We start from the raw sequence: 22,660 nt of genomic DNA, 5'->3' as shown, positions 1-22,660 counted from the left end.
CTACTGGTACAGCGCCTCGATCTCGGCCGCATAGGTTTTGTAGATGCTCGCGCGGCGCACCTTCATGGTGGCGGTCACTTCGCCATCGTCGTGGTCCAGCTCCTTGGTGAGCAGGTGGAACTTGCGGATCTGCGAGACCTGGGCCAAGCGCTGGTTGCCCTGGTTGATTTCGGTGTCGATGAGACCGCGCACCTCGGGGTGCTCCACCAGCGAGCGGAAATGCGTGAACGGGATGCGCCGCGCCTCGGCCCATTTGCCCACGGTCTCGTAGTCGATCATCACCAGTGCGCCCACAAACTTGCGCGCCTCGGCCACGATGATGCATTCCTTGATGAACGGGCTGCCCTTCATCGTGTTCTCGATCTCGGACGGCGTGAGGTTCTTGCCACCGGCCGTGATCATGATGTCCTTCAAGCGGTCCACGATCTTGATTTGCCCCTGCTCTTCGCGCACCACGTCGCCCGTGTGCAGCCAGCCGCCCTGGATGCTGCTGGCCGTCGCCTCGGGGTTCTTGTAGTAGCCCGCAAACACCATCTCGCCTTTGAGCTGCAATTCACCGTTGTCCGCAATGCGGTGCTCCACGCCCTGCGTGGGCACGCCCACGGTGCCCACCACCACGTGGTCCAACCGGTGGCCCGTGACCATGCCGGTCGATTCGGTCAGTCCATACACCTCGATGAGGGGCACGCCCAGCACGCGGAAGAAGCGGACCACATCGGGAGGAATGGGCGCGGCGCCGGTGAGCGCCACATGCGCATTGCGCAGGCCGATGAAGTTCTGCAGCGCACGGAACACCAGCCAGTAGCTCGCGGCGTAGGTGAGCTTGTCGCCCGCGCTCCACGCACTGCGCGGCTTGTCGGCCAGCGGCTTGCAGGCGTTGTAGGCCTTGTGGAACAGTGCGCGGCGCAGGCCGCCGGTTTCCTGCAGCTTGATGTGGATGGCGGCGTGCAGCTTTTCCCAGATGCGCGGCACGCCCAGGAACATGGTGGGTGCGACCTCGCGCAGGTCTTCCTGCACGGTGCGGATGGATTCGCCAAAGTTCACCTGCGAGCCGATGTACACCGGCACAAAGCTGGTGAGCATCTGCTCGGCCACATGGCACAGCGGCAGGTACGACAGGTGCGTGGTGTTTGCGTTCAGCTCCAGCCGGTCCACGATGCCCGGCACCACGCCCCGGATGTTGCGGTATGAAATCATCGCGCCCTTGGGCTTGCCGGTGGAGCCCGAGGTGTAGATCATCAGCCCCACATCGTCGAGGGTCTGGCGGGCCAGGGCATCGTCGATGACCGACTGCTGGCCCGATGCCGCGCCGAGCTGTTCCACCTCGCCAAACGTGGTGATGAACTGCCGCACCTCGGGCGCAAAGCTGCGCAGGCCCTTGGTCTCCATGACCACGATCTTTTTCAGGCGCGGCAGCTCGGGCAGCGCGGCCAGCAGCTTGTCGGTCTGCTCCTGGTCTTCGCAGACCATGATCTCGATGTCGGCATGGCCCACCACATAAGCCACCTCGTTGGTGGGGCTGGTGGGGTACACGCCTACGGTCACGGCACCCACCAGGCCCGCGCCCATCTGGGCCAGCACCCATTCAATGCGGTTCTCTGAGATCACGCCCACATGCCCGCCCGCGGGCAGGCCCAGTGCGCGCAGGCCCAGGCCGAAGTGGCTCGCGCGCTGGTGGTACTGCGCCCAGGTGAAGGGCTTCCAGATGCCGAAGTCCTTTTGCCGGATGGCGATGCGGCCCGCGTCGGTGCGTGCGCGCTCGCGCAGCATCTGGGGCAGGGTGAGGTCGGGAAGTGTGCTCATGACAGCCAGCGTTTGCGGCGCTTGTAGTGTTTGATGTCCTTGAAGCTTTTGGCCTCTCCACCACCGCCCATGCCGAGGTAGAACTCGCGCACATCCGGGTCGTTGGCCAGGCGCTCGGCCGTGCCGTCGATCACGATCTTGCCGTTCTCCATGATGTAGCCCCGGTGCGCCACGGCCAGCGCCACGGTGGCGTTCTGCTCCACCAGCAGCATGCTGGTGCCGCGCTCGGCATTGATGCGCGCGATGATGGTGAAGATGTCCTCCACCAGCTTCGGGGATAGGCCCAGCGAGGGCTCGTCGAGCAGGATGAGCTGGGGCTGTGCGATGAGCGCGCGGCCAATGGCCAGCATCTGCTGCTCGCCACCCGACAGATAACCGGCCAGGCCCTTGCGCCGCTCATGCAGACGTGGAAAGTAGCTGTAGACCAGGTCGAAATCCGGTGTTGCGTCTTTCCGCCCCGTGAGCGCATAGGTCGCGGCCACCAGGTTTTCTTCGACCGTGAGGTCTTCAAACACGCGGCGGCCTTCCATCACATGGCTCAGGCCGTTGCGCACCAGCTGCTGCGGGGCCACGGCGGCCGTGGGCTGGCCATTGAAGTGGATGCTGCCGCTTTCGACCACACCATCCTCCAGCGCCAGCAGGCCCGAGATGGCCTTGAGCGTGGTGCTTTTGCCCGCCCCATTGCTGCCCAGCAGCGCCACGATCTGCCCACGTGGCACGGCCAGCGACAGGCCGCGCAGGGCCTGCACCACCTTGTTGTAGATGACCTCGATGTTGTTGACTTCGAGGACGTGGGCCGGAGTTGGCTGAGTCATGTCAAAGGCGAGGTCAGAGTTTGATCCAGTCAGATGCGGCCACCATTTTTTGCGCCTTCATGTCGGCGCGGTACACGCGTCCCACGGGGATGGAGTTGCCGCTGATGGTGATCGGCACGCCGATCAGCCCGCCGGTGTCGAAGTCCTTGATGCTGTTGAGCGCGGCCTTGAGGTTTTTGCCATCGAGTGGCTTGCCCGCATCCAGCGTGCGCTTGGCCGATTCGGTGAACAGCATGGCAGCCAGGAAGCCCTGGATGTAGGCCGTGCTCTGGTACTCGGGCCGCAGCGCGCGGATCTTCTCCAGCATCGGCGCCTTCTCGGTGTCGTAGTAGTAGCGGTAGGGCATCACGCCCATGAAGCCATCGGCGGCCTCGCCCATCTTCATCACGGTGGAGCTGTCCATGGTCCAGAAGGTGCCCATCCACTTGCTGGTCATGCCCTGTTGTTTGCCTTGGGTGATGAACTCGGGGATGGGCGCGAGGATGTAGCCGTGGAAGATGGTGTAGTCGGGCGCAGCGCGGCGCAGCTTGATGACTTCGGTGGACACGTCCACGCTGCCGGCGGGCGTCATGATCTTGATGGGCACCGACAGGCCGAGCGCCTTGGCGGCAGCCTCGCTTTTCTCGATGGGGTCGCGGCCGAACTCGGAGTCGGAGTACACAAAGGCCACCTTGGCACCGGGCTTCTCTTTGGCGATGTGCTTGAGCAGGATGCCGAACATCTCCGTGTAGTCGGGGCCCACGAGGAACTGGTTCGGGTACTTGGCAGGGTCGTTCAGCTCGGATGCGAACGAGGCTCCGGCCATCAGCGTGGTGCCTGCGCGGTCCAGCTCGGGGTTGATGGTCTTGGAGAAACCGGTGGAGTCGCCGTAGTACAGGTTCACCTTGTTCTGGCTGGTGATTTTCTTGTAGGCGGCCACGGACACATCGACTTTGTAGCCCGTGTCCTCGGGCACGTACTTGATTTTGCGGCCCTTGATGCCGCCTGCGTCGTTGAGCATTTTCACGTAGTCGCCAATGCCCGCGTTGATGCCCACACCCGCAAACGCGAACACACCCGTGAGCGGGATGGAGCCGCCAATCACGATGTCTTCGTTCGACTGCGCCAGCACCGACAGCGGGCTGGTGAGTGCGGCGGCGCCAGCGGCACCGAGCAGCAGGTGGCGGCGCTGGAGGGAAGTGTGTGGTGTGTCCATGTTGTCTCCTGAATGGTTTAGTTGCGGAAAGGCCAGAGATGGAAAAAACGGCGGATGCGCCGCCACACTTCGGCCAGGCCATGGGGCTCGAAGACGAGGAAACCGATGATGAGCAGGCCAAAAATCACGGTGCGCACAGGCGAGAGGAACACCGTGAGTTCCGTGCCGCCGGGCAACAGGCCCACCACGAGCTTGAGCAGCTCAGGCACCATGGTCATGAACACGGCGCCCAGGATGCCACCCAGGATGGAGCCCATGCCGCCGACGATGATGGCCGCGAGGAAGAAGATGGACATGAGCAGCGGAAAACTCTCGGGCGTGACCACGCGAAAGAAGTAGGCCCACAGTCCGCCCGCCACGCCCGCGTAGAACGACGACAGGCCAAACGACAGCAGTTTGTAGCGCAGCAGCGGAATGCCCAGCACCTCGGCCGAGATGTCGCGGTCGCGAATCGCGATGAAGGCACGGCCCACGCGCGTGCGAAACAGGTTGGCCGCGCCCAGCAGCATGAGGAGGGTGACCGGCACGATGAGCCAGTACAGGCGGAATGAGGTGTCGAGCGCCATGCCGAACAGCTTGGCGGGCGGCACGCTCAGGCCACCTGTGCCGCCAGTGAACTTCCAGTTGGCAAAGATGAAGTGCGCAATGAACGATGCGGCAATGGTGGCAATCGCCAGGTACAGCCCCTTCACGCGCAGCGAAGGGATGCCCACGACGATGCCGCCCAGCATGGCGACAAAGCCACCGGCCAGCAGGTTGAGCACAAAGGGCGTTCCCACCTTGGTTTCCAGCACGGCCACGGTGTAGGCGCCCAGGCCCATGAAGGCCGCCTGCCCCAGGCTGACCAGCCCTGTGTAGCCGGTGAGGATGTTGAGGCCGGTGGCGCTGGCCACGTTGATGCTGACCAGGCAGGCCAGGTAGAGCCAGTAGTCGCTGGCCATGAACGGGAACAGCACCAGCAGCGCAGCGCCCACGGCCAGCCACCGCTTTTGCGTGCGCGAGTCGAACAGCGCCGCGTCGGCGATGTAGGTTTCCTTGAGGGTTCCGATACGCATCAGAGTCTCTCTATCTCGTGGGTGCCGAACAGGCCATAGGGCCGCACCAGCAACACGGCGACCAGCACGATGAAGGTGGCCAGCAGCTTGTATTCGCCGCCCAGGTAGGCCCCAGCCAGCGCTTCGATCAAACCGATGAGCACGCCACCGATGAGTGCGCCCAGCACGCTGTCGAGCCCGCCCACGATGACAACCACCAGCACCGACAGGCCAAACACGCCCATGCTCGACGAGATGCCGCCAATGGAGCCGACGATGATCCCGGAGACCGCCGCGATCATGGCCGACACCACCCAGGCCAGCGAGAACACGCGCGGTACGTTGATGCCTACCGAATACGCGGCCGCTTGGTCGCTGGCCGTGGCGCGCAGGGCCACGCCACCGCGCCAGAAGCGGAACACCACCAGCACCGCCGCGATGAACACGATGGCAATCACCGCACCCCAGAACACCTTGGGCGCGAGGAAAGCGTCGCCGACCATGATGGGCTGGCTGGGCATGAAGTCGGGCAGGCGGCGCTGGTCGGCCGTCCAGATCATCTCGACCAGGCCGACCAGCACGGAAGCCAGGCCCACGGTGACCATGAAAACGGAGATGGGTGGCTCGCCCAGCAGCGGGCGGATCATGGTGCGCTCGATCACGGCACCCAGCAGGCCTGTGCCCAGCACGGCAGCCGGAATGGCCAGCCACAGCGGCAGCGCAAACGTGGCGGCAAAGGTGAAGAACAGGTAGGCACCGACCATGAGCAGCTCGCCAATGGCGATGTTCACTACGCGCGTGGCCTTGTAAACCACCACGAAGGCCAGCGCAGCGAGGGCGTACAGCCCGCCGCCCGCGACGCCGGTGAGGCTGATTTCAAACAGGTACGCCCAGTCCATCATGCGGCTCCCTGCGGGGTGGTGGAGTGGCTGCTGGCCCGCAGCCTGGCGCGCAGGTCGCCCACATCGCCAGCGCCCAGGTAGGCACGAATCACCTCGGGATCCGCCTGCACGGCAGCGGGGGTGCCCTGGGCGATGACCTGGCCGAAGTTGAGCACCACCACGTGGTCCGACAGGTCCATCACCATGCCCATGTCGTGCTCCACCATGAGCACCGTCACGCCCCACTCTTCGCGCACGTCGAGGATGAAGCGCGCCATGTCTTCGGTCTCTTCGCGGTTCATGCCGGCCACGGGCTCGTCCAGCATCAGGATCTGTGGCTGCATGGCGAGCGCACGGGCCATCTCCACGCGTTTTTGCAAGCCGTAGGGAAGGGCCGACACGGGCGCATGGCGGATGTGGTCGATTTCGAGGAAATCGATGATGCGTTCTTCGATGTCGCGGCGCAGCTCGGCCTCTTCGCGGCGCGCGCGGCCCAGGTAGAACAGCGCTTGGAGCACGTTGGTTTTGAGGTGCGCGTGGCGGCCCAGCTTGATGTTGTCGAGCACGGTCATGCCACGGAACAGCGCAATGTTCTGAAAGCTGCGTCCCAGGCCCAGCTTGGCGCGCTGCGGTGCGGGCACGCGGGTGATGTCCTGCCCCTGAAAGCGGATGGAACCCTGGCTGGGCCGGTAAAAGCCCGAGATGGTGTTGAACAGCGAGGTCTTGCCCGCGCCGTTGGGGCCGATGACGGCGGTGATGGAGCCCGGCTGCACATCAAACCCCACACCGGTCAGCGCCTTTACGCCGCCAAACGCCAGGGTCACGCCCTGCACCTGGAGCAGGGGCGTGGCAGCAAAGGGGCCGGAAGGGGTTGTCTCCATTGGCTTTCTAATACGGGTTGTTCGCAGCTTCTGACAGAAATTTCTCTGGAACCCTGCAGAAATTTCCTACTTGTGCGTAAACTGTTTACTCGTGAGTAGATTCTGGAAGCCGCCACCCCATTCAGCATCCGTACTTTCCCGAGGAATCGCCCCCCATGCCCCAGGCCAAAGCGGCATCGACCCGACGCAGCAGCAAAAGCAGCACGAGCGGCAGCAGCACCCAGCGCGCGGCCCCCAAGCCCTCATCCGCAGCCCCGTTGCCCCCGGCCCAGGCTGCTGCACCCGACGAAGCGTCGCCCGCCGCAGCTTCGCCCTGGGCTCCGGTATCGCACCGCGAGCGACAGCGCGAAGCCAAGCGCAACGCAGTGCTGCAGGCGGCGGCGCAGCTGTTCAACGAGCGCGGCTTTCACGCCACCTCGCTCGACGACATCGCTGCGCGCCTGAACGTGACCAAGCCCACGCTGTACTACTACGTGAAGAACAAGGACGAAATCCTGTTGCAGTGCGTGGGCAAGGGGCTGGCGATGATGCTTGAAGGCATCGACGCATCCCGCGCCGCAGGCGGCAAGGCCATCGACCAGCTCATGACCTGCATGCAGGTGTACGCGCGCATCGTCACCATGGACTTCGGCATGTGCCTGATCCGCGTGGGCGACGAGCAGGTGCCCCCCGAAAGCCGCAAGGAGCTGCGCCGCCTCAAGTCCGCCATCGACCAGGAGTTCCGCCGCCTGGTGGCCGAAGGCGTGGCCGAAGGATCGATCCAGCCCTGCGACCCCAAGATCACGGCCTTTGTGATTGCGGGTGCGCTGAGCTGGATCGGCCGCTGGTACCAGCCCGGCGGCGAGTACACGGCCGAGCAGGTCGCGCAACAGTGCATTGCGACGCTGTGTGACGGGGTGTTGCGGCGGCCAGCTGACAGCACTGCGCTGGACGCCGCTGCCGTGCCCGCCCCCAAGCCCAGGGCGGCGAGAGGCACAGCTAAGAACGCTGCCCGGCCTACCGAAAGCTGATATTTCGCCTTGGTCCAGAAGCGAAGTGAAATTGGCCGCTAGCGCCCGATGATCAGGCGCTAGCAGCTATATCTTTGATAGTGATTGATGGCGTTTGGTGCGCTGTACTTAAGCTGCGGCCTGCTGCAATTCCAGACCCTGCAGCGCCTGGAACAGTTGCTCTACCTTGTTGCCATCAAACACGCCATCCGGCCCTTGGGCATGGATATCGGTGAACGGTGACTCATATAGCCGCGCAGCGGGCATGGCGCCGTGCTCGGTCAGGTGCTGCACGATTTCTTCGATGAACTGCAACTGGCTGGCGCTGGCCTGGCCCGCGCCAATCAGAGTCGAGAACGCTGCCATGGCCGCCTCGCGGTCCAGCCCGACCAGCGAGCGCACAAACACCGGCAGGCTGGTGTGCAGCGTGCGCGCACGTTCAATGTCGCCGTCCGTGCCGCCCGCTTCGTGCAGCAGGGCTTCCAGCTCTTGCAGGTCGGCAGCCGTCAGTGGCTGGTTGCGGCGCAGCTTGTGCAGCGCCAGCCGGTCTTCGTGGGCGCGCAAAAAGACCTTGGCCTTCGCGCGAAAGCGGTCAAAGTCCACCGCACTGGCCACCAGGGGCAAATCGACTTCGGCGGTTTCGCCGATGGCGTCTTCAAAGTCGGTGTAGACCACTTTGCGGCTGCCTTTTTCGATGAGTTTGATCAGGCTGCGCAGCTTGCGCCGCGCCTGCTCCAGCATGGGCAGGGTCACGTCCTGCCACCACTCGTCCCCCGCCACGGCCTCAATCAGCAGCAGGTGCTCGCGCACCACCGGGATGTTGGCTTTCTCCAGCAAGCCATTGGCAACTTGCTGCACCTTGGTTTGTAGCCGCGCCAGGGCTGGTTCGCTGCGCAGCAGGGCCAACTCGGTGTTTAGCAGCAGGGCATCAAAGCGCTTGGCGTCTTCGTCATCGTCGCGTACGGCGGTGGGCAGGCCCGACAGGTGCGTGGACACCTCGGCCAGTTGTTCGGGGCTGGGGCGCTTCCATGCATCCGGCTGCGCCCACGCCTCTACCCAGCGGCGCTGCGGGCGCACCACAAAGTTGTCGAGCGACATGCCCGCCACCATGCTGTGCAGCAGACCAGCGGTGTCGCGGCGAATGGCGGCCTCGGTCAGCACGGGCGATTGCTGTGCCTCATCGGCCACGCCGTTGCTGCTCAAACGCTTGTCCAGCACTTCAATCAACTCCAGCCGCGCATTGAACAGGCGCTGTGACAGTGGCTGAGCCACCGCACCTTCACTGCCCGCCAGCTCCTGGCTGAAAAACTCCAGGTTCTGGCAGAAGTCGAAGATGAAAAAGTCTTTCTTGTCCTGCCCCGGCCCGTACAGCTCAGGGCACAGCCGCGTGCCGCGCCCCACCATCTGCCAGAACTTGGCCTTGGAACGCACGATCTTGAAGAACACCAGATTCACCACCTCGGGCACGTCAATGCCGGTGTCCAGCATGTCCACCGAGACGGCGATGTGCGGGGCATCGTTCTTTTTGGAGAAGTCATCGATGAGCGACTGCACGTACTCCGTCTTGAAGGTGATGGTGCGCGCGAACAGGCCTTTGTATTCGGGGTAGTTCGCGTCAAAGCGCTGCTGGATGAACTCGGCGTGCCGCTGGTTCTTGGCAAAGATGATGGTTTTGCCCAGCCGGTCGCCGCCCGCCACCTTGTGGCCGCGTTCCATCAGCAGGGCCAGCATCTTGTCCACCGTGTCGGTGTTGAACAGCCACTGGTTCACCGCCTCGGCGCTCACTTCATCGGGAGCCTCGCCGTCTTCCTCGTCCCACTCCAGCGCGTCCCACTGGTCCTTTTCGTCGTCGCTCAGTTCGTCGTAGCGAATGCCCTGGCGTTGGAATTTCAACGGCACCGAAATCGCTTTGGGCGGGGCCAGGTAGCCCTCGGTAATCGCGTCGTCCAGGCCATACGCATCCGTGGGCACGCCGCTTTCCAGGCCAAACAGGCTATAGGTGTTGCGGTCGATCTCGTCCTTGGGCGTGGCCGTCAGGCCCACCAGCAGCGCGTCAAAGTAGCTGAAGATGGCGCGGTACTTTTGGTAGATGGAGCGGTGCGCCTCGTCCACCACGATCAAATCAAAATGCCCCACGCCAAAGCGGCGCTGGCCACCACTGGCGCCCTCGTTGATGAGCCCCATCATCGTGGGGTAGGTGGACACGTACACCCGCCCCTCGGTAGCGCGGTCGGTCACCAGGTTCACCGGGGCCGCATCGGGCAAGTGGGCCTTGAAGGCATTCACCGCCTGGTTCACCAGCGCCACGCGGTCCGCCAAAAACAGCACGCGCTTGGCCCAGCCCGCGCGCATCAGCAAGTCCACCAGCGCAATCACCGTTCGGGTTTTGCCTGCGCCCGTGGCCATCACCACCAGCGCCTTGCGGTGCTGGTCGCGTTCAAAGGTCTCGGCAATGCGGCGAATGGCACGGTGCTGGTAGTGGCGCTCCACAATGCCCGCCGCAATCGGCAGGCTGGCCAGCGGCTTGCGCATGGTGCGGCGCTGGGCCAACAATTCCAGCTCGTCCCGCGTATGAAAGCCTTGCACCGCACGCGGCGGGCTGGTGGTGTCGTCCCACATCCAGTGCTCGTAGCCATTGGTGCCGTAGATCACGGGGCGGTGGCCGGTGCTTTTTGCCAGGCAGTCGGCATACAGGCGGGCCTGCTGTTCGCCCTCCTTGGCGCTGCGGCGGGTGCGCTTGGCTTCCACAATGGCCAGGGGTATCTCGCCGCTCCACAGCACATAGTCCACAAAGCCCTTGCCCTCGTTGTTGGGCATGCCCTGCACTGCAAACTCGCGGTCGCGTGGCTGGTCCAGCGCCCAGCCGGCTTCTTTGAGCAGCAGGTCAATGAACAGGTCGCGCGTGGCGGCCTCGTCGTAGTCGTGCGCTGTGGCGGGCTGCGCTGCGTTGGCGGCCTTGGCAGCCGCAATCTCTGCGCGGTAGCGGGCCAGTTCGGCATCCAGCGCGGCATTGCGGGCTGTGGCTTCGCGCAGGGCGGCATCGCGATCGGCCAGGGCTTGGGCTTGCTTGGCCAAGGCTTCTTGTGCGGCGGTCTGGGCGGCGCGGCTGGCGGCTTGCTCTGCAGTGGCGTCGGTAGTGGCAGGCTTGGGCAGCAGATCCACGCGAAACTGCAGCCCCGCCGCAGGCCGGTCACCCACGCGGCGCGCATAGTGCTGCGCCAGCCAGAAGGCCACATGGAACAGCTCGCGCAACGCGGCCAGCGCATCTTGCGGCGGCACCGGGCGGGCGTGGTGCACGGCCTGGTTGCCCAGTCGGCGAATCACATCCATCTTGGCGTGCACCGCCGTGCCTACCAGTTGCTGAAAGCTGGGTTCAAACAAAAACGCCGATAAATCCGCCTTGTACGGCATGCGCAGGCAGCCACCCCGGCCCCCTTCGGCTTGGTACAGCCAGGCCACGGCCAGCTCCAGCGTGCGGCGGGCGTAAAAGCAGGCGGTGCGCGGGTCGGCATGGGCGGCGGCCTCGGCGCGGCGGGCTTCGGCCAGCAGGTCGGGCCAGTCGGGTTGCAGGAAGGTGAAGTTGGATAGCACTGTGCTCATGCACTCTCTCCCTGTTCGTTGTTTGCGGGTGGTTTAGACCAACCCTCGATGTTCAGCGTCAACCCCAGCCCGCACACCAGCAAAACCAATTTTTGCAGCGAACAACTTTCTGGGTGGCTCTCTGCATCACGAATGAACGACGGGCTGACATTGCACACGGCGGCTGTTTGTGAACGTGTCATGCCTTGGCGCTTGCGTTCAGTGGCAAGGGCTTGGGCCAGTTGGGCAGAGTTGGTAGGCGTGAGGTTCATTTTTGTCCCTATGAGAGCAATCTCAACACCGAATCAGCTTTTTTGGTCGCTTTTGCTCTTATGAGGACACTTTAAGTGATGGGCTTGCTTCACAGGCCATGGGTAGTTTTTTTGTTGCGAAGGCTCACCCGGTGACAACGCTCAGTGCTTGTGTCGGTTTCATGCAGGCTGCTGCCATACTGCGCTGTGGTCCCATCTCAAGAATTGGCGACCGAATATGCAATCTGGAAACTGTGGAGAGAGATGAACTTGCGAGACCAAAATTACTTGCGCAGTTTGGTACTTGAGTTTGCGGCCATGCCATCTGAAACGGGCTGGCTGGAGTTCAAGGAAAACAAGGCCGAACCGCAAGACATTGGCGAGTACATCTCTGCACTGGCCAACAGTGCTGCTTTGGAAGGCAGGGCCCATGCTTACATGCTTTGGGGCGTTGCCGACGAGGGGCATGCCATCGTGGGTACGAGCTTTGATCCACAGACTGTTCGGCAAGGTAACGAAGAGTTGGAAAGCTGGTTGTTGCGGCTGTTGAGTCCGCGCATCGGCTTTCATTTCCATCGCATTGAGATCGATGGGCGTTCGGTCGTTTTGCTGGAGATTGATTCTGCGTTTCGGCACCCGGTGAAGTTTCAAGGGGTGGAGTACATCCGGGTTGCCTCTTACAAGAAGCCACTCAAGGACTTTCCTGAAAAAGAGCGCACGTTATGGCGGATGCTGGACGCCACTCCGTTCGAGATGTTGGCTGCCGCCGAGAAGCTCAGCGCCGATGAAGTTTTGAAACTCATCGACTACCCGGCGTTTTTTGAGTTGCTGGACAAGCCAGTTCCCAATCATCGCGATGGCATGCTGGCCGGGTTGCAAGCACATCGCTTAGTGGAACCCATGGGTGGCGGTCATTGGCGCATCTTCAATCTTGGGGCATTGCTATTTGCCAAGCGCTTGGCTGACTTTCCGCGCCTGCAACGCAAGGCCGTGCGCGTGGTGGTTTACGAAGGGACCGGGCGCGTCAAAACCCTGCGCGAGCAAGAAGGCATGCGCGGCTACGCGGCGGGCTTTGAAGGGTTGGTGGGATTTGTGAACAACCTGCTGCCCATCAATGAAGTGATCGGTCAGGCATTGCGCAAGTCGGTGCGCATGTACCCCGAATTGGCCATTCGTGAATTGGTTGCCAACGCACTGATCCATCAGGACTTGAGCGTTACGGGCAGTGGCCCCATGGTCGAAATCTTTGATGACCGCATGGAAATCACCAACCCGGGCAAGCCGCTCATGGAGCCCCTGCGCATGCTGGATCACCCGCCCCGGTCGCGCAATGAGAGCCTGGCCTCCATCATGCGATTGGTGGGCATTTGTGAGGAGCGCGGCAGCGGTGTGGACAAGGTGGTGTCTGAGGCCGAGCTGTACCAACTCCCTGCCCCTGCGTTTGACGTGGTGGGCGAATCCACTCGCGCCACCCTGTTTGCTCCCCGCCCCCTGGCGGGCATGGATCGGGAGGACCGGGTGCGCGCCGTTTATCTGCACGCTTGCCTGCGCTATGTGCAGCGTGAATACATGACCAACACCACGCTGCGCCAGCGCTTTGGTATCGACCCCAAAAACAGCGCCATCGCCTCCCGTTTGCTCAAGGATGCGCTGGCGGCTGGTGTCATCCGCCTGGAGGATGAAGCTGCGGCGCCCAAGCTGCGCCGCTATGTGCCGCACTGGGCCTGATTTGTTTGATGGGTATTTGATGAAAGGGCGTCACCGAAGCGCTTTTTTCAAAAATTCCCTTTATTGACAACAAGTTAGCAAATTCTGCTTATTTGACGGGTACTTGATGGAGGTGCCGATTGCTCGTCCGGAGCGCTGGGCGTGTTTCGCCTGCTGCTGTCCCCGCCCAACACTAAAAAAGCCAAGCTTTGGTGCCCTCACGGATGAGGGCACCACCGGCTAAGTCATTGAATCCATTGGGAAGTTCAGGGATTTTCCCTTTACCCCAGGTCGTGGTCGTTCTTCACAACTGCCCCGCAAACGCCCGCTGCTGCAGCGAGGCAAACAGCGCATCGAGCGCGGTCAGGGCGCGGCGGTGGGTGGTTTTGAGGGCTTCGATGGAGGCGATGCGGGTGGCGAAGGTTTGTTGAAGGGGGAGGGGGGGAACGAGAATTTGAATTCTCTCAAGCATCATTTGGTTGACCTTGAACGTCCCGTTAGTCGTTCTTGCCAGCGCTTCAATCTGAAGGCGAACTGCTTTTGAGTTCCAGATGAATTGCAAGTATTCGCGCTTGATGTTCTGACCGTTGATCCGCGCTGCAATGATGGTGTCCGGAAAGGTCACATCAGTGAATGATCTGCTGGGAAAGTAGCCCTTTCCAACGAGTTTGACGTTTCCGTTTCCTCGACAAACCAAGAAGTCGTTTTCATCAACGGCTTGTTGAGCCGGCGGTTCTGCGTGAAAAGGGGCTAGCTTCCAAGCGTCGGGATTGAAGCTCTCCCCAGTTATCGCGGATAACGTCAGAACCTTCGCCATTATTTTCCCATCCGTTGACGGGGAGAGACCGTTGCGGAGTGAGGTTGCAATTCCGTTTCCAAATTGCATTGCATCCCACCCCTTCGGATTCACCACTGGGTCCCCAAACATATCGAGAAAGATGGACTGGGTGAGGATGTCGAGCAGGGCCAGGGCGGTGCGGCGTTGGGTTCGGAGGGCTTCGGCTTGGTCGAGGATGGCGGCGATGCGGCGTTGTTCTCCCAGTGGGGGCAGGGGGATCTGAATCGATGCCACAAATGCAGGACGTGCGCGAAGGAGTGAGCCACCCACACCGGAAACCGTCTGCATGAATTGCTGGTGAAATGGATCGCCCACCAGCACATGCCGTAGGTAACTTGGAAAAACTTTCTCGCTTCTAAAAACGATCCATTCCCCGGAGCCAATCAACCTTCGGCCACGGTCATCGCCCACAACCCAAGCGCGCCGGATATGTGGAACGATCTTTGAGAGCAGAACATCGCTTGGCTGGATGATTTGCTTGGTGGAGCCGATTTCAGTCCCGAGCGCGATCTCCGGCCGTCCGGCATCAAAAGCAGGGATGCTGTAAAGATCAAATTCTTCGTCTGGAAACTGCAGTGGGTTCACGCTTCCACCGCGTGACACCATCAGATCACCAACGGGAATCATTGGGGTGGCACTCACTTCAACATCCCCTCCAGCGCATCCATCCCCCGCGCAATCTCGCTTTCCAACTCCCGCAGCTCCACCAAGACCTCCCCCGGCGCCTGGTGCTGCACCTGCGCGTGCACCACTTCCTTGTAGCGGTTGATGCTCAGGTCGTACCCATTGGCCTCGATGTCGGCCTTGGGCACGCAGAAGCTCTGGGCGGTGCGGGGGCGGTCGCGTTCGGTGCCGTTGCGCTGGCCCCAGCGCTCCAGCACGTCGGGCAGGTTGTTTTTGGCGTGATCTGCTTCTGATAGCTGGTTGCGCTTGTCCACAAAGTGCTGCAGGCCTAAAAGGCTGGTATCCAGCAGGGGCTGGCGTTTGTCGTCCAGGCTCCAGCCATCCGCCTGCATGTCGTAGAACCACACATGGTCCGTGCCGCCGCTCATGGTTTTGGTGAAGAGCAGGATGGCGGTGCTGACGCCCGCGTAGGGTTTGAACACGCCGCCGGGCAGGCTGATGACGGCGTCGAGCTTTTGCTCTTCCACCAGCTTGCGGCGCAGTTCTTTGTGGGCTTTGCTGCTGCCAAAGAGCACGCCGTCGGGCACGATGACGGCCGCGCGCCCGCCGGTTTTGAGCAGGCGCAGGAACAGGGCCAGAAAGAGCAGCTCGGTCTTTTTGGTTTTGACGGTTTGCTGCAAATCCTTGGCGGTGTTTTCGTAGTCCAGGCTGCCTGCAAAGGGCGGGTTGGCCAGGATGAGGCTGTAGGCCTCGGCATCACCCGCCGCGCCTTCGGCGAGCGAGTCGCGGTATTCGATGGCGGGGTGCTCTACGCCGTGCAGCACCATGTTCATGCTGCCAATGCGCAGCATGGTGTTGTCAAAGTCGTAGCCGTGGAACATGCCGCTGTGGAAGTGCGCGTTTTGCGCGGGCACGCGCAGCATGTCGGGGTAGGTGCGGCGCAGGTATTCGCCTGCGGCCACAAGGAAGCCGCAGGTGCCCGAGGCCGGATCGCAGATGGTGTCTTGCGGCGTGGGGGCCGTCAGGGCCACCATCAGGTCGATGATGTGGCGCGGGGTGCGGAACTGGCCGTTTTGCCCGGCAGAGGCGATCTTGCCGAGCATGTATTCGTACAGGTCGCCCTTGGTGTCGCGGTCGTCCAGCGGAATGGTGTCGAGCAAGTCCACCACCCGTTGCAGCAGCGATGGCGTGGGGATGGTGAAGCGGGCGCCCTGCATGTGGCGGGCAAAGGCGGTTTCTGCCGCCGGGCCGCCCGAGGTTTGCAGGCCGCGCAGGAAGGGGAAGACCTGGTTGCTGAGCACCTCAAACATCTCGGCCGGGGCCATGTTCTTGAAGCGGGACCAGCGCATGTTGTCGTGTGGACGTTCTTGCGCATCCACGCCTGCGGGGATGAGGCGCACGGGCTGGGTTTTGAGGCGCAGGGCTTTGTTGTCTTCGCGGGTCTGGTCGCTATCGAGGGCGCGCAGAAAGAGCAGGTAGGTGATCTGCTCGATGACTTCGATGGGGTTGGCGATGCCGCCGGACCAGAAGGCGTTCCAGACTTGATCGACTTTGTTGCGCAGGTCACCGGTGAGCATGGGAGCAGTCTGTAGGGGGCTGTGAGAAAGCCTGAGAGTCTGCCATGTGGGGCTTGCCGCAGAGATGTGGGCCGTGCGGTGGGCAGAAGTTTTGAGGTTTTTTGGCCTCCACCGCGCGATGGATATGCCTTGGTAGCTATTTATTTGATAGCGTCTTGCGCGGCGCTGTGCTGCGGGGCTCGCTGTGCCCCGCCGCCAGGTCGTCCAGGATGGGGCAGTCGGGCCGGTCGTTGCCTTTGCAGCAGGACACCAGGGTCTGCAGGCTGCGCTGCATGGCCTGCATCTGGGCGATGCGTTCGCTCAGGTCGTCGATGTGTTGCTGGGCGATGCGCTTGACCTGGCTGCTGGCGCGGCTGCGGTCGTGCCACAGGTCCAGCAGTTCGGCGATCTCTTCCATCGAGAAGCCCAGGTCGCGGCTGCGTCGGATGAAGTGCAGGGCGTGCACGTCGGCCTCGGTGTACTGGCGGTAGCCGCTGTCGGTGCGCGCCACGCCTTTGACAAGGCCCAGCGATTCGTAGTGCCGCACCATGCGTGCCGAGATGCCTGCGCGTTGGGCGGCGATGCCGATGGGCACGGGCCAGATGGTGGCGGGGGCCATGGTCATGCCGCGACGGTGTAGCCTTCTTCGGCAATGGCGGCGGCCAGGGCTTCGCGCGGGGCGGTGCTGTCCACGTCCACCTTGCCGCTGGCGCGGTCGATGCGCACCTGGGCGTTGGGGTCTACCTGTTGCACGGCCTGGGTGACGGCGCGTTCGCAGTGGCCGCAGGTCATGCCCTGCACTTGGAAAGTCGTGGTGGTGGTTGTCATGGGGGTGTCCTTGTAGGTTGAAAAGGCGGTCGTCGAATCGACCGGAACGCATGTTGAAGCCTGACATCGTGGCAGAGTCAAACACCGTCCAAGACACTCATGATGTGAGGGTTGATCAATATCAATGCTTGACCTTGCCATCACGTCAAGGATCAGCATCCTGGCCATGAACACCACCACCACCTCTTCCCCCGCCACCCCTCCCCCTGCCGATCTGGTGCATTCGCTGGACCTGGGCATTGCCGGCATGACCTGCGCGAGCTGTGTGGGCCGTGTGGAGCGCGCGCTGCGCAAGGTGCCGGGCGTGCAGGAGGCCTCGGTCAACCTGGCCACTGAATCCGCCCGCATTGCCTTTGTCACGCAGGTCGGCTCCGACGCCGCCGCCATGGAAGCGGTGCTGCGCCGGGCGGTGCGCAACGCGGGCTACGAGCCGCGTGCGGCGGGGCAAGACGATGTGGCCGAAGACCTGTCGCCCTGGGCGGGGTTTCTGCCCGTGGGCATCGGCCTGCTGCTGTCGGCGCCGCTGGTGCTGCCCATGGTGGGCGACCTGTTCGGCCAGCACTGGATGCTGCCGGCCTGGGTGCAGTTTGTGCTGGCCACGCCGGTGCAATTCATCCTGGGCGCGCGCTTCTACAAGGCGGGCTGGCATGCGGCCAAGGCGCTGTCGGGCAACATGGATTTGCTGGTGGCGTTGGGCACCAGTGCGGGCTGGGGCCTGTCGATGTGGCTGTGGCTCACGGCGCCCATCGGTCACCCGGGGCATGTGCCGCACCTGTACTTCGAAGCCTCGGCCGTGGTGGTCACGCTGGTGCTGCTGGGCAAGTGGCTGGAGGCGCGTGCCAAGCGCCAGACCACGGCGGCCATCCGCGCGCTGCATGCGCTGCGGCCGGACGTGGTGCATTTGCTGAGCAAGGGTGGCGAGGTGGATGTGCCGGTGGCCGAGGTGCTGGTGGGCGACCATCTGGTGGTGCGGCCCGGCGAGCGCATCCCCGTGGATGGCACAGTGCACGAGGGCCACACGCAGGTGGACGAATCCATGCTGACGGGCGAGCCCCTGCCGGTGGCGCGCGATGTGGGCGCGGCGCTGACGGGTGGATCGATCAATGGCGATGGCCGCATCGTGATGGCGGTGACGGCCGTGGGCGCCGAGACGGTGCTGGCCCAGATCATCCGGCTGGTGGAGGACGCGCAGGCCGCCAAGGCGCCCATCCAGCGGCTGGTGGACCAGGTGTCGGCCGTCTTTGTGCCGGTGGTGCTGGTGGTGGCCCTGGCCACGCTGCTGGGCTGGCTGTGGGCGGGCGCGGGCCTGGAGTCCGCGCTGATCCACGCCGTGGCGGTGATGGTGATCGCCTGCCCCTGTGCGCTGGGGCTGGCCACGCCGGCCGCCATCATGGCGGGCACGGGGGTGGCGGCCAAGCACGGCATTCTCATCAAGGACGCACAGGCGCTGGAGCTGGCGCACAAGGTGGATGTGGTGGCCTTCGACAAGACCGGCACGCTGACCGTGGGGCGGCCTCGGCTGACGGCTTTCGAGGCCGCGCCCGGTGCCGATGCCGCCGCCGTGATGGCAGCCGTGGCGGCGGTGCAAAGCGGCAGCGAACACCCGCTGGCGCGCGCTGTGGTGGCGGCGGCTGCGCAGCGGCAACTGGCCGTGGCAACCCCGGAGGGCGTGCGCGCCGTGCCCGGGCGCGGCACCGAGGGCGAGGTGGCGGGCCAGAGCACTCTGGTGGGCAGCCTGCGCTGGATGCAGGAGCTGGGCGTGGACCTGGGCCCGCTGTCAGGCCGCGCAGAGGCTTTGCAGCGTGAAGGCGCCACGGTGTCCGCTGTGGCGCAACGCACCACGCAAGGGCTGAGCGGCGCGCGGCCGCCCGAAGCCGCGAACGCCCCCTTGGGGGGCAGCGAGGACACGGGAGTGCCGAGCGTGGGGGCGCACTATGTCTTGCGCGCTCTGCTGGCCTTTGGCGACGAACCCAAGCCCGGCGCGCGCGAGGCGCTGGCGGCGCTCAAGGCACGCGGAATCCGCACCGTGATGGTGTCGGGCGACAACCGGGGCGCGGCCGAGGCGATGGCCCGGCGCCTGGGGCTGGACCCCGGCGCGGGCGAGGTGATGGCCGAGGTGTTGCCGGGCGACAAGGCCGCCAAGGTGGCTGCGTTGCAACAGGGCAGCGATGGCAAGCGCCATCAAGTTGCGATGGTGGGCGACGGCGTTAACGATGCCCCGGCGCTGGCGGCGGCCGATGTGGGCATGGCCATGGGCAACGGCACCGATGTGGCCATGCATGCGGCGGGCATCACGCTGATGCGCGGTGACCCGATGCTGGTGGCTGCGGCGCTGGACATTTCGCACCGCACGGTGCTGAAAATCCGCCAGAACCTGTTCTGGGCGTTTGCATACAACGTGGCGGGCATTCCGCTGGCCGCGCTGGGGTATCTGAACCCGGTGGTGGCCGGTGCGGCCATGGCGCTCAGCTCGGTCAGCGTGATGGCGAATGCCCTGCTGCTCAAGCGCTGGCGCATGTGAGAAACACTGACGACGGTGCTGTCCATGTCTGGCAAACTGCAACGCTTTGTTGCATGCCTGCGGCGGCCGCACGCCCCGCAGCCTGCCGTGCAGATACCAATACAAAGGACGACAGATCATGAATCTCTTCTCGCTCATGCGGCAGTTCACCATTCGGCTGCGCATGCTGGGTGCCATCGGCGTGGTTCTGGGGCTCTTGGGGCTGCTCGGGGGGGCGGGCATGCTGGGCATGTTCCGCATCCATGACATGAGCCAGAACTTCATGGACAACTCGTTCGCCAAGGTGAGCAACATGGCCGAGCTGCGCGGCGAGATGGGCGCCATCCGCCAGCATGAGAAGGACATGATCATTGGCTACGAAAAACCCGAGGCCGTGAAGGCCGCCCACACCAAGTGGCTGGCGAGCCACGACAAGGCCAAGAAGATTGCGGGCAAGTTCCTGGAAGGGGGCGAGGATGCCGACAACGCGGTGGCGCGCAACATCATCGCCAAGCTCGACAGCTACAAGGATCTGTTTGCCCATGTGGCGCGCCAGCTCGAAGCCAGCGGCTACGACACCGCCACCATCGCCAACCGCATGAGCGGCAAGGCGGTGGCCGAATTCGACCTGGCCGACAAGCTGATGGCGGAGCTGGACACGGTGCTGCGCAACGAGGTCACGAAGTCCGTGGCGCAGCAGGGCCAGGTGTCCGACCAGACCAAGTGGCTGTTTGTGCTGGCTGTGCTGATCACGGTGGTGGTGGTGGTGCCCACCACGCTCATGAATATGAACTCCATCTGCAACCCGCTGGAAGAGGCGCGCAAGATGGCGCAGGCGATTGCGGGGGGCGACCTGTCGCAGCACATTGCGGCCGAGGGCAAGGACGAAGTGGCCGACCTGCAGCGTGCACTGCGCGAGATGCAGCAGGGCCTGGGCGCGCTGGTGGCGCAGGTGCGCGATGCCAGCGGCAACATCGCCACGGCCAGCCAGGAGATCGCCACGGGCAACCAGGATCTGTCGCAGCGCACCGAGCAGACGGCCAGCAACGCGCAGGAGGCCGTGTCCTCGCTGTCGCAGCTCACGTCCACTGTGCAGCAGACGGCGTCCTCCTCGCAGATGGCGAACCAGCTGGCGGCCTCGGCCTCGCAGATGGCCACGCACGGTGGGGGTGTGGTGCAGCAGGCGGTGGCCAGCATGCAGGAGATCTCGGCCTCCAGCCGCAAGATTGGCGACATCATCGGCCTGATCGATTCCATCGCCTTCCAGACCAACATCCTGGCGCTGAACGCGGCGGTGGAAGCCGCCCGCGCGGGTGAGCAGGGCCGCGGCTTTGCCGTGGTGGCCAGCGAGGTGCGCAGCCTGGCGCAGCGCAGCGCGGCAGCGGCCAGCGACATCAAGGGCCTGATCCAGAGCAGCGTGACGGCGGTGGACGGCGGCGTGCGCCATGTGGAAGAGGCGGGCACGGCCATGAAGGACATCGTGAGCAGCGTGCAGCGCGTGGGCGACATCATTGGCGAGATCACGGCGGCGGCGTCCGAGCAGTCGGCCGGCATCGGCCAGGTGAACCAGTCGGTGGGCGAGATCGACCGCATGACGCAGCAGAACGCTGCGCTGGTGGAAGAGTCCGCCGCTGCGGCCGAGTCGCTGCGTGAGCAGGCAGCGCGCCTGTCGCAGGTGGTGCAGCAGTTCCGCCTGGCCGAGGCCATGGGGCAGGGCCACCACCCTGGCCACGGCCGCGCGGCCGCACCGCACCCGGCACCCCAGGTGCTGGCCTCGGGCCTTGTGCAGGCCCGGCTGGCGCGCTGATGCACTGATTCTTCACCGTGCGTCCGCCGCGCCGCCCCGTGCGGCCCCACCGGGTGGTGCTGCGGTGGCGCGGCCAGCCCTCCAAGGCCCTGCAAGTCTGGCGTGCAGGGCCTTTTCTTTGGTTCGGGCGCCTTGTGGGGGTTGCGGGCATGCCGGGGCTGTGCCGGTCCGTGTTCCCTGATCGCTTGACCTGCCTCTCTGCCTGCCTGTTTGTTTATTGACCTGCGTCATGACCTGGCCTGGCCCTGCGTGGCACTCTGGAGCCCTGTTTAACCTGGGGGTGTGCCATGTCGTCGATCAGTCTGCGAACCATCCGCGAGGAGCATGCGTCGCTGGCGGCGGTGCTGCACTCGCTGCGCCTGATGCTGGACCAGGGCCCGGGCGATGAGCCCGCCGCGTTCTTTGACGTGATGCGGGCGATGCTGTTCTACATCGACGAGTTTCCCGAGCGGCAGCACCACCCCAAGGAATCGCAGTGGCTGTTTCCCAAGGTGGCGGCACGTTCGCCCGAGGCTGCCGAAGCCATTGCGCAGCTGGAGCGCGACCACGCCGGCGGCGAGGCGGCGGTGCGCGAGCTGCAGCACCTGCTGCTGGGCTGGGAGCTGATGGGCGATGCGCGCCGCGAGGCGTTTGCCCAGGCGCTGGAGCGCTACATCCGCTTTTACCTGGAGCACATGCGCCTGGAGGAAACCGTGGTCATCCCGGCCGCGCAGCAGCACTTGGAGGCCGGCGACTGGACGGCCATGGACGCGGCCTTTGCCAGCAACACCAACCCGCTGGCCCCCGGCAAGCCGCGCGATGCGGCCTATGACCGCCTGTTCACCCGCATCGTGATGCGGGCGCCCAGTCCGATTGGATTGGGTTCACCCCCCTGAGCGGCTTCGCCGCTTCCCCCCGCTCTCGCTACGCTGCGCGGGCAGGGGGACGCCGCCAGCGCGGCGGGGCGGCCCTTGCGCGGCGGCCGCTGGCTTGCGCAGCGCCAGTTGCAACCGGCACTGCCCACCGAGGCCGTTCCTTCGCGGTGTGAACTCAGGCGCTGAGCGCGGGGTAGTCCGTATACCCCTCGGCCCCGCCGCCATACAGCGTGGCGCGGTTCACCTCGTTGAGCGGTGCGTTGGCGTGCAGGCGCGCCACCAGGTCGGGGTTGGCGATGAAGGGGCGGCCAAAGGCCACGATGTCGGCACCCTGGGCCAGGGCGGAGTCGGCCAGCGCACGGGTGTAGGCGTTGTTGACCATCCAGGCGCCCTGGCCGCTGGCGGCGCGGTACGCGGCCTTGAGGGCGGCGTAGTCGAACGGGCGGCCTTCCACTTCGCGCGGGCCGCCGGTGGCGCCTTCGATGAGGTGGAGGTACGACAGGCCCAGGGGCCCGAGC

17 protein-coding genes and 1 pseudogene are annotated in these 22,660 nt (G+C 64.4%); 5 read left to right on the top strand and 13 right to left on the bottom strand.

What is annotated here, in order from left to right; translation table 11 throughout:
- From DBV10_RS00685 to DBV10_RS00660, 6 genes are read right to left on the bottom strand one after another with little or no spacing between them, the layout of a single operon-like run.
- Window positions 1-1,803 (bottom strand): long-chain fatty acid--CoA ligase, encoded by a 1,803-nt coding sequence (locus DBV10_RS00685; RefSeq protein ID WP_124509609.1) that lies wholly within the window; start codon window positions 1,801-1,803, stop codon window positions 1-3.
- Entirely contained in the window at window positions 1,800-2,618 is an 819-nt protein-coding gene (locus DBV10_RS00680; protein ID WP_094289924.1) for an ABC transporter ATP-binding protein, read from the bottom strand. The genes DBV10_RS00685 and DBV10_RS00680 overlap by 4 nt, the downstream gene beginning before the upstream one ends.
- Window positions 2,619-2,631: 13 nt before the next feature.
- On the bottom strand, window positions 2,632-3,813 hold the full coding sequence (locus DBV10_RS00675; protein ID WP_124509607.1) for an ABC transporter substrate-binding protein: 1,182 nt from the start codon (window positions 3,811-3,813) through the stop codon (window positions 2,632-2,634).
- Window positions 3,814-3,830: 17 nt separating this feature from the next.
- Entirely contained in the window at window positions 3,831-4,868 is a 1,038-nt protein-coding gene (locus DBV10_RS00670) for a branched-chain amino acid ABC transporter permease (protein ID WP_124509605.1), read from the bottom strand.
- The gene (locus DBV10_RS00665) at window positions 4,868-5,749 is read right to left on the bottom strand and encodes a branched-chain amino acid ABC transporter permease (protein ID WP_124509603.1); all 882 of its coding nucleotides are present in this window, start codon (window positions 5,747-5,749) and stop codon (window positions 4,868-4,870) included. Before DBV10_RS00665 ends, DBV10_RS00670 begins: the two co-directional genes overlap by 1 nt.
- Window positions 5,746-6,609 (bottom strand): ABC transporter ATP-binding protein, encoded by an 864-nt coding sequence (locus DBV10_RS00660; RefSeq protein WP_124509601.1) that lies wholly within the window; start codon window positions 6,607-6,609, stop codon window positions 5,746-5,748. Before DBV10_RS00660 ends, DBV10_RS00665 begins: the two co-directional genes overlap by 4 nt.
- A 155-nt stretch (window positions 6,610-6,764) precedes the next feature.
- On the opposite strand from DBV10_RS00660, the gene DBV10_RS00655 reads away from it, so the two are divergent.
- Window positions 6,765-7,619, top strand: coding sequence for a TetR/AcrR family transcriptional regulator (locus DBV10_RS00655; protein WP_233589751.1), 855 nt, complete (start codon window positions 6,765-6,767; stop codon window positions 7,617-7,619).
- Window positions 7,620-7,727: 108 nt separating this feature from the next.
- Here DBV10_RS00655 and DBV10_RS00650 read toward each other — a convergent pair whose 3' ends face one another.
- Both DBV10_RS00650 and DBV10_RS00645 read right to left on the bottom strand, forming a co-directional pair.
- Complete coding sequence (locus DBV10_RS00650) at window positions 7,728-11,198, bottom strand: DEAD/DEAH box helicase family protein (protein WP_124509599.1); 3,471 nt, start codon at window positions 11,196-11,198, stop codon at window positions 7,728-7,730.
- Window positions 11,195-11,449, bottom strand: a complete 255-nt coding sequence (locus DBV10_RS00645) for a helix-turn-helix domain-containing protein (RefSeq protein ID WP_094289931.1) — start codon at window positions 11,447-11,449, stop codon at window positions 11,195-11,197. The genes DBV10_RS00650 and DBV10_RS00645 overlap by 4 nt, the downstream gene beginning before the upstream one ends.
- A 243-nt stretch (window positions 11,450-11,692) precedes the next feature.
- Here DBV10_RS00645 and DBV10_RS00640 point away from each other — a divergent pair, with 243 nt between their 5' ends.
- Window positions 11,693-13,156 carry an ATP-binding protein gene (locus tag DBV10_RS00640; protein WP_124509597.1) on the top strand — a complete coding sequence of 488 codons (1,464 nt, stop codon included), beginning with the start codon at window positions 11,693-11,695 and terminating at the stop codon, window positions 13,154-13,156.
- Between the two features lie 283 nt (window positions 13,157-13,439).
- Here DBV10_RS00640 and DBV10_RS00635 read toward each other — a convergent pair whose 3' ends face one another.
- From DBV10_RS00635 to DBV10_RS00620, 4 genes are all read right to left on the bottom strand, one after another.
- A complete protein-coding gene (locus DBV10_RS00635) occupies window positions 13,440-14,600 on the bottom strand; it encodes a restriction endonuclease subunit S (RefSeq protein ID WP_233589750.1) in 1,161 nt (386 codons plus the stop codon).
- An 11-nt stretch (window positions 14,601-14,611) separates the two neighbouring features.
- The gene (locus DBV10_RS00630; protein WP_124509593.1) at window positions 14,612-16,174 is read right to left on the bottom strand and encodes a class I SAM-dependent DNA methyltransferase; all 1,563 of its coding nucleotides are present in this window, start codon (window positions 16,172-16,174) and stop codon (window positions 14,612-14,614) included.
- Between the two features lie 136 nt (window positions 16,175-16,310).
- Window positions 16,311-16,778, bottom strand: coding sequence for a Cu(I)-responsive transcriptional regulator (gene cueR, locus DBV10_RS00625; protein WP_124509591.1), 468 nt, complete (start codon window positions 16,776-16,778; stop codon window positions 16,311-16,313).
- Complete coding sequence (locus DBV10_RS00620) at window positions 16,775-16,981, bottom strand: heavy-metal-associated domain-containing protein (RefSeq protein ID WP_124509589.1); 207 nt, start codon at window positions 16,979-16,981, stop codon at window positions 16,775-16,777. The genes cueR and DBV10_RS00620 overlap by 4 nt, the downstream gene beginning before the upstream one ends.
- A 166-nt stretch (window positions 16,982-17,147) precedes the next feature.
- Between DBV10_RS00620 and DBV10_RS00615 the strand changes: the two genes are divergently transcribed.
- From DBV10_RS00615 to DBV10_RS00605, 3 genes are all read left to right on the top strand, one after another.
- Window positions 17,148-19,502 (top strand): cation-translocating P-type ATPase, encoded by a 2,355-nt coding sequence (locus DBV10_RS00615; protein WP_124509587.1) that lies wholly within the window; start codon window positions 17,148-17,150, stop codon window positions 19,500-19,502.
- A gap of 118 nt (window positions 19,503-19,620) precedes the next feature.
- Window positions 19,621-21,288, top strand: coding sequence for a methyl-accepting chemotaxis protein (locus DBV10_RS00610; protein WP_124509584.1), 1,668 nt, complete (start codon window positions 19,621-19,623; stop codon window positions 21,286-21,288).
- Between the two features lie 287 nt (window positions 21,289-21,575).
- Window positions 21,576-22,163 (top strand): hemerythrin domain-containing protein, encoded by a 588-nt coding sequence (locus DBV10_RS00605; protein WP_124509582.1) that lies wholly within the window; start codon window positions 21,576-21,578, stop codon window positions 22,161-22,163.
- Between the two features lie 154 nt (window positions 22,164-22,317).
- On the opposite strand, the pseudogene DBV10_RS00600 reads toward DBV10_RS00605, so the two are convergent.
- Window positions 22,318-22,660 (bottom strand): annotated as a pseudogene (locus DBV10_RS00600) (alkene reductase); the annotation flags it as partial.

This window comes from Acidovorax sp. FJL06 (assembly GCF_003852545.1).
Taxonomy (GTDB): Bacteria; Pseudomonadota; Gammaproteobacteria; order Burkholderiales; family Burkholderiaceae_C; genus Acidovorax.
Note: the sequence above shows the minus strand (reverse complement) of the source record. Positions and strands in the feature narration are given on the sequence as shown.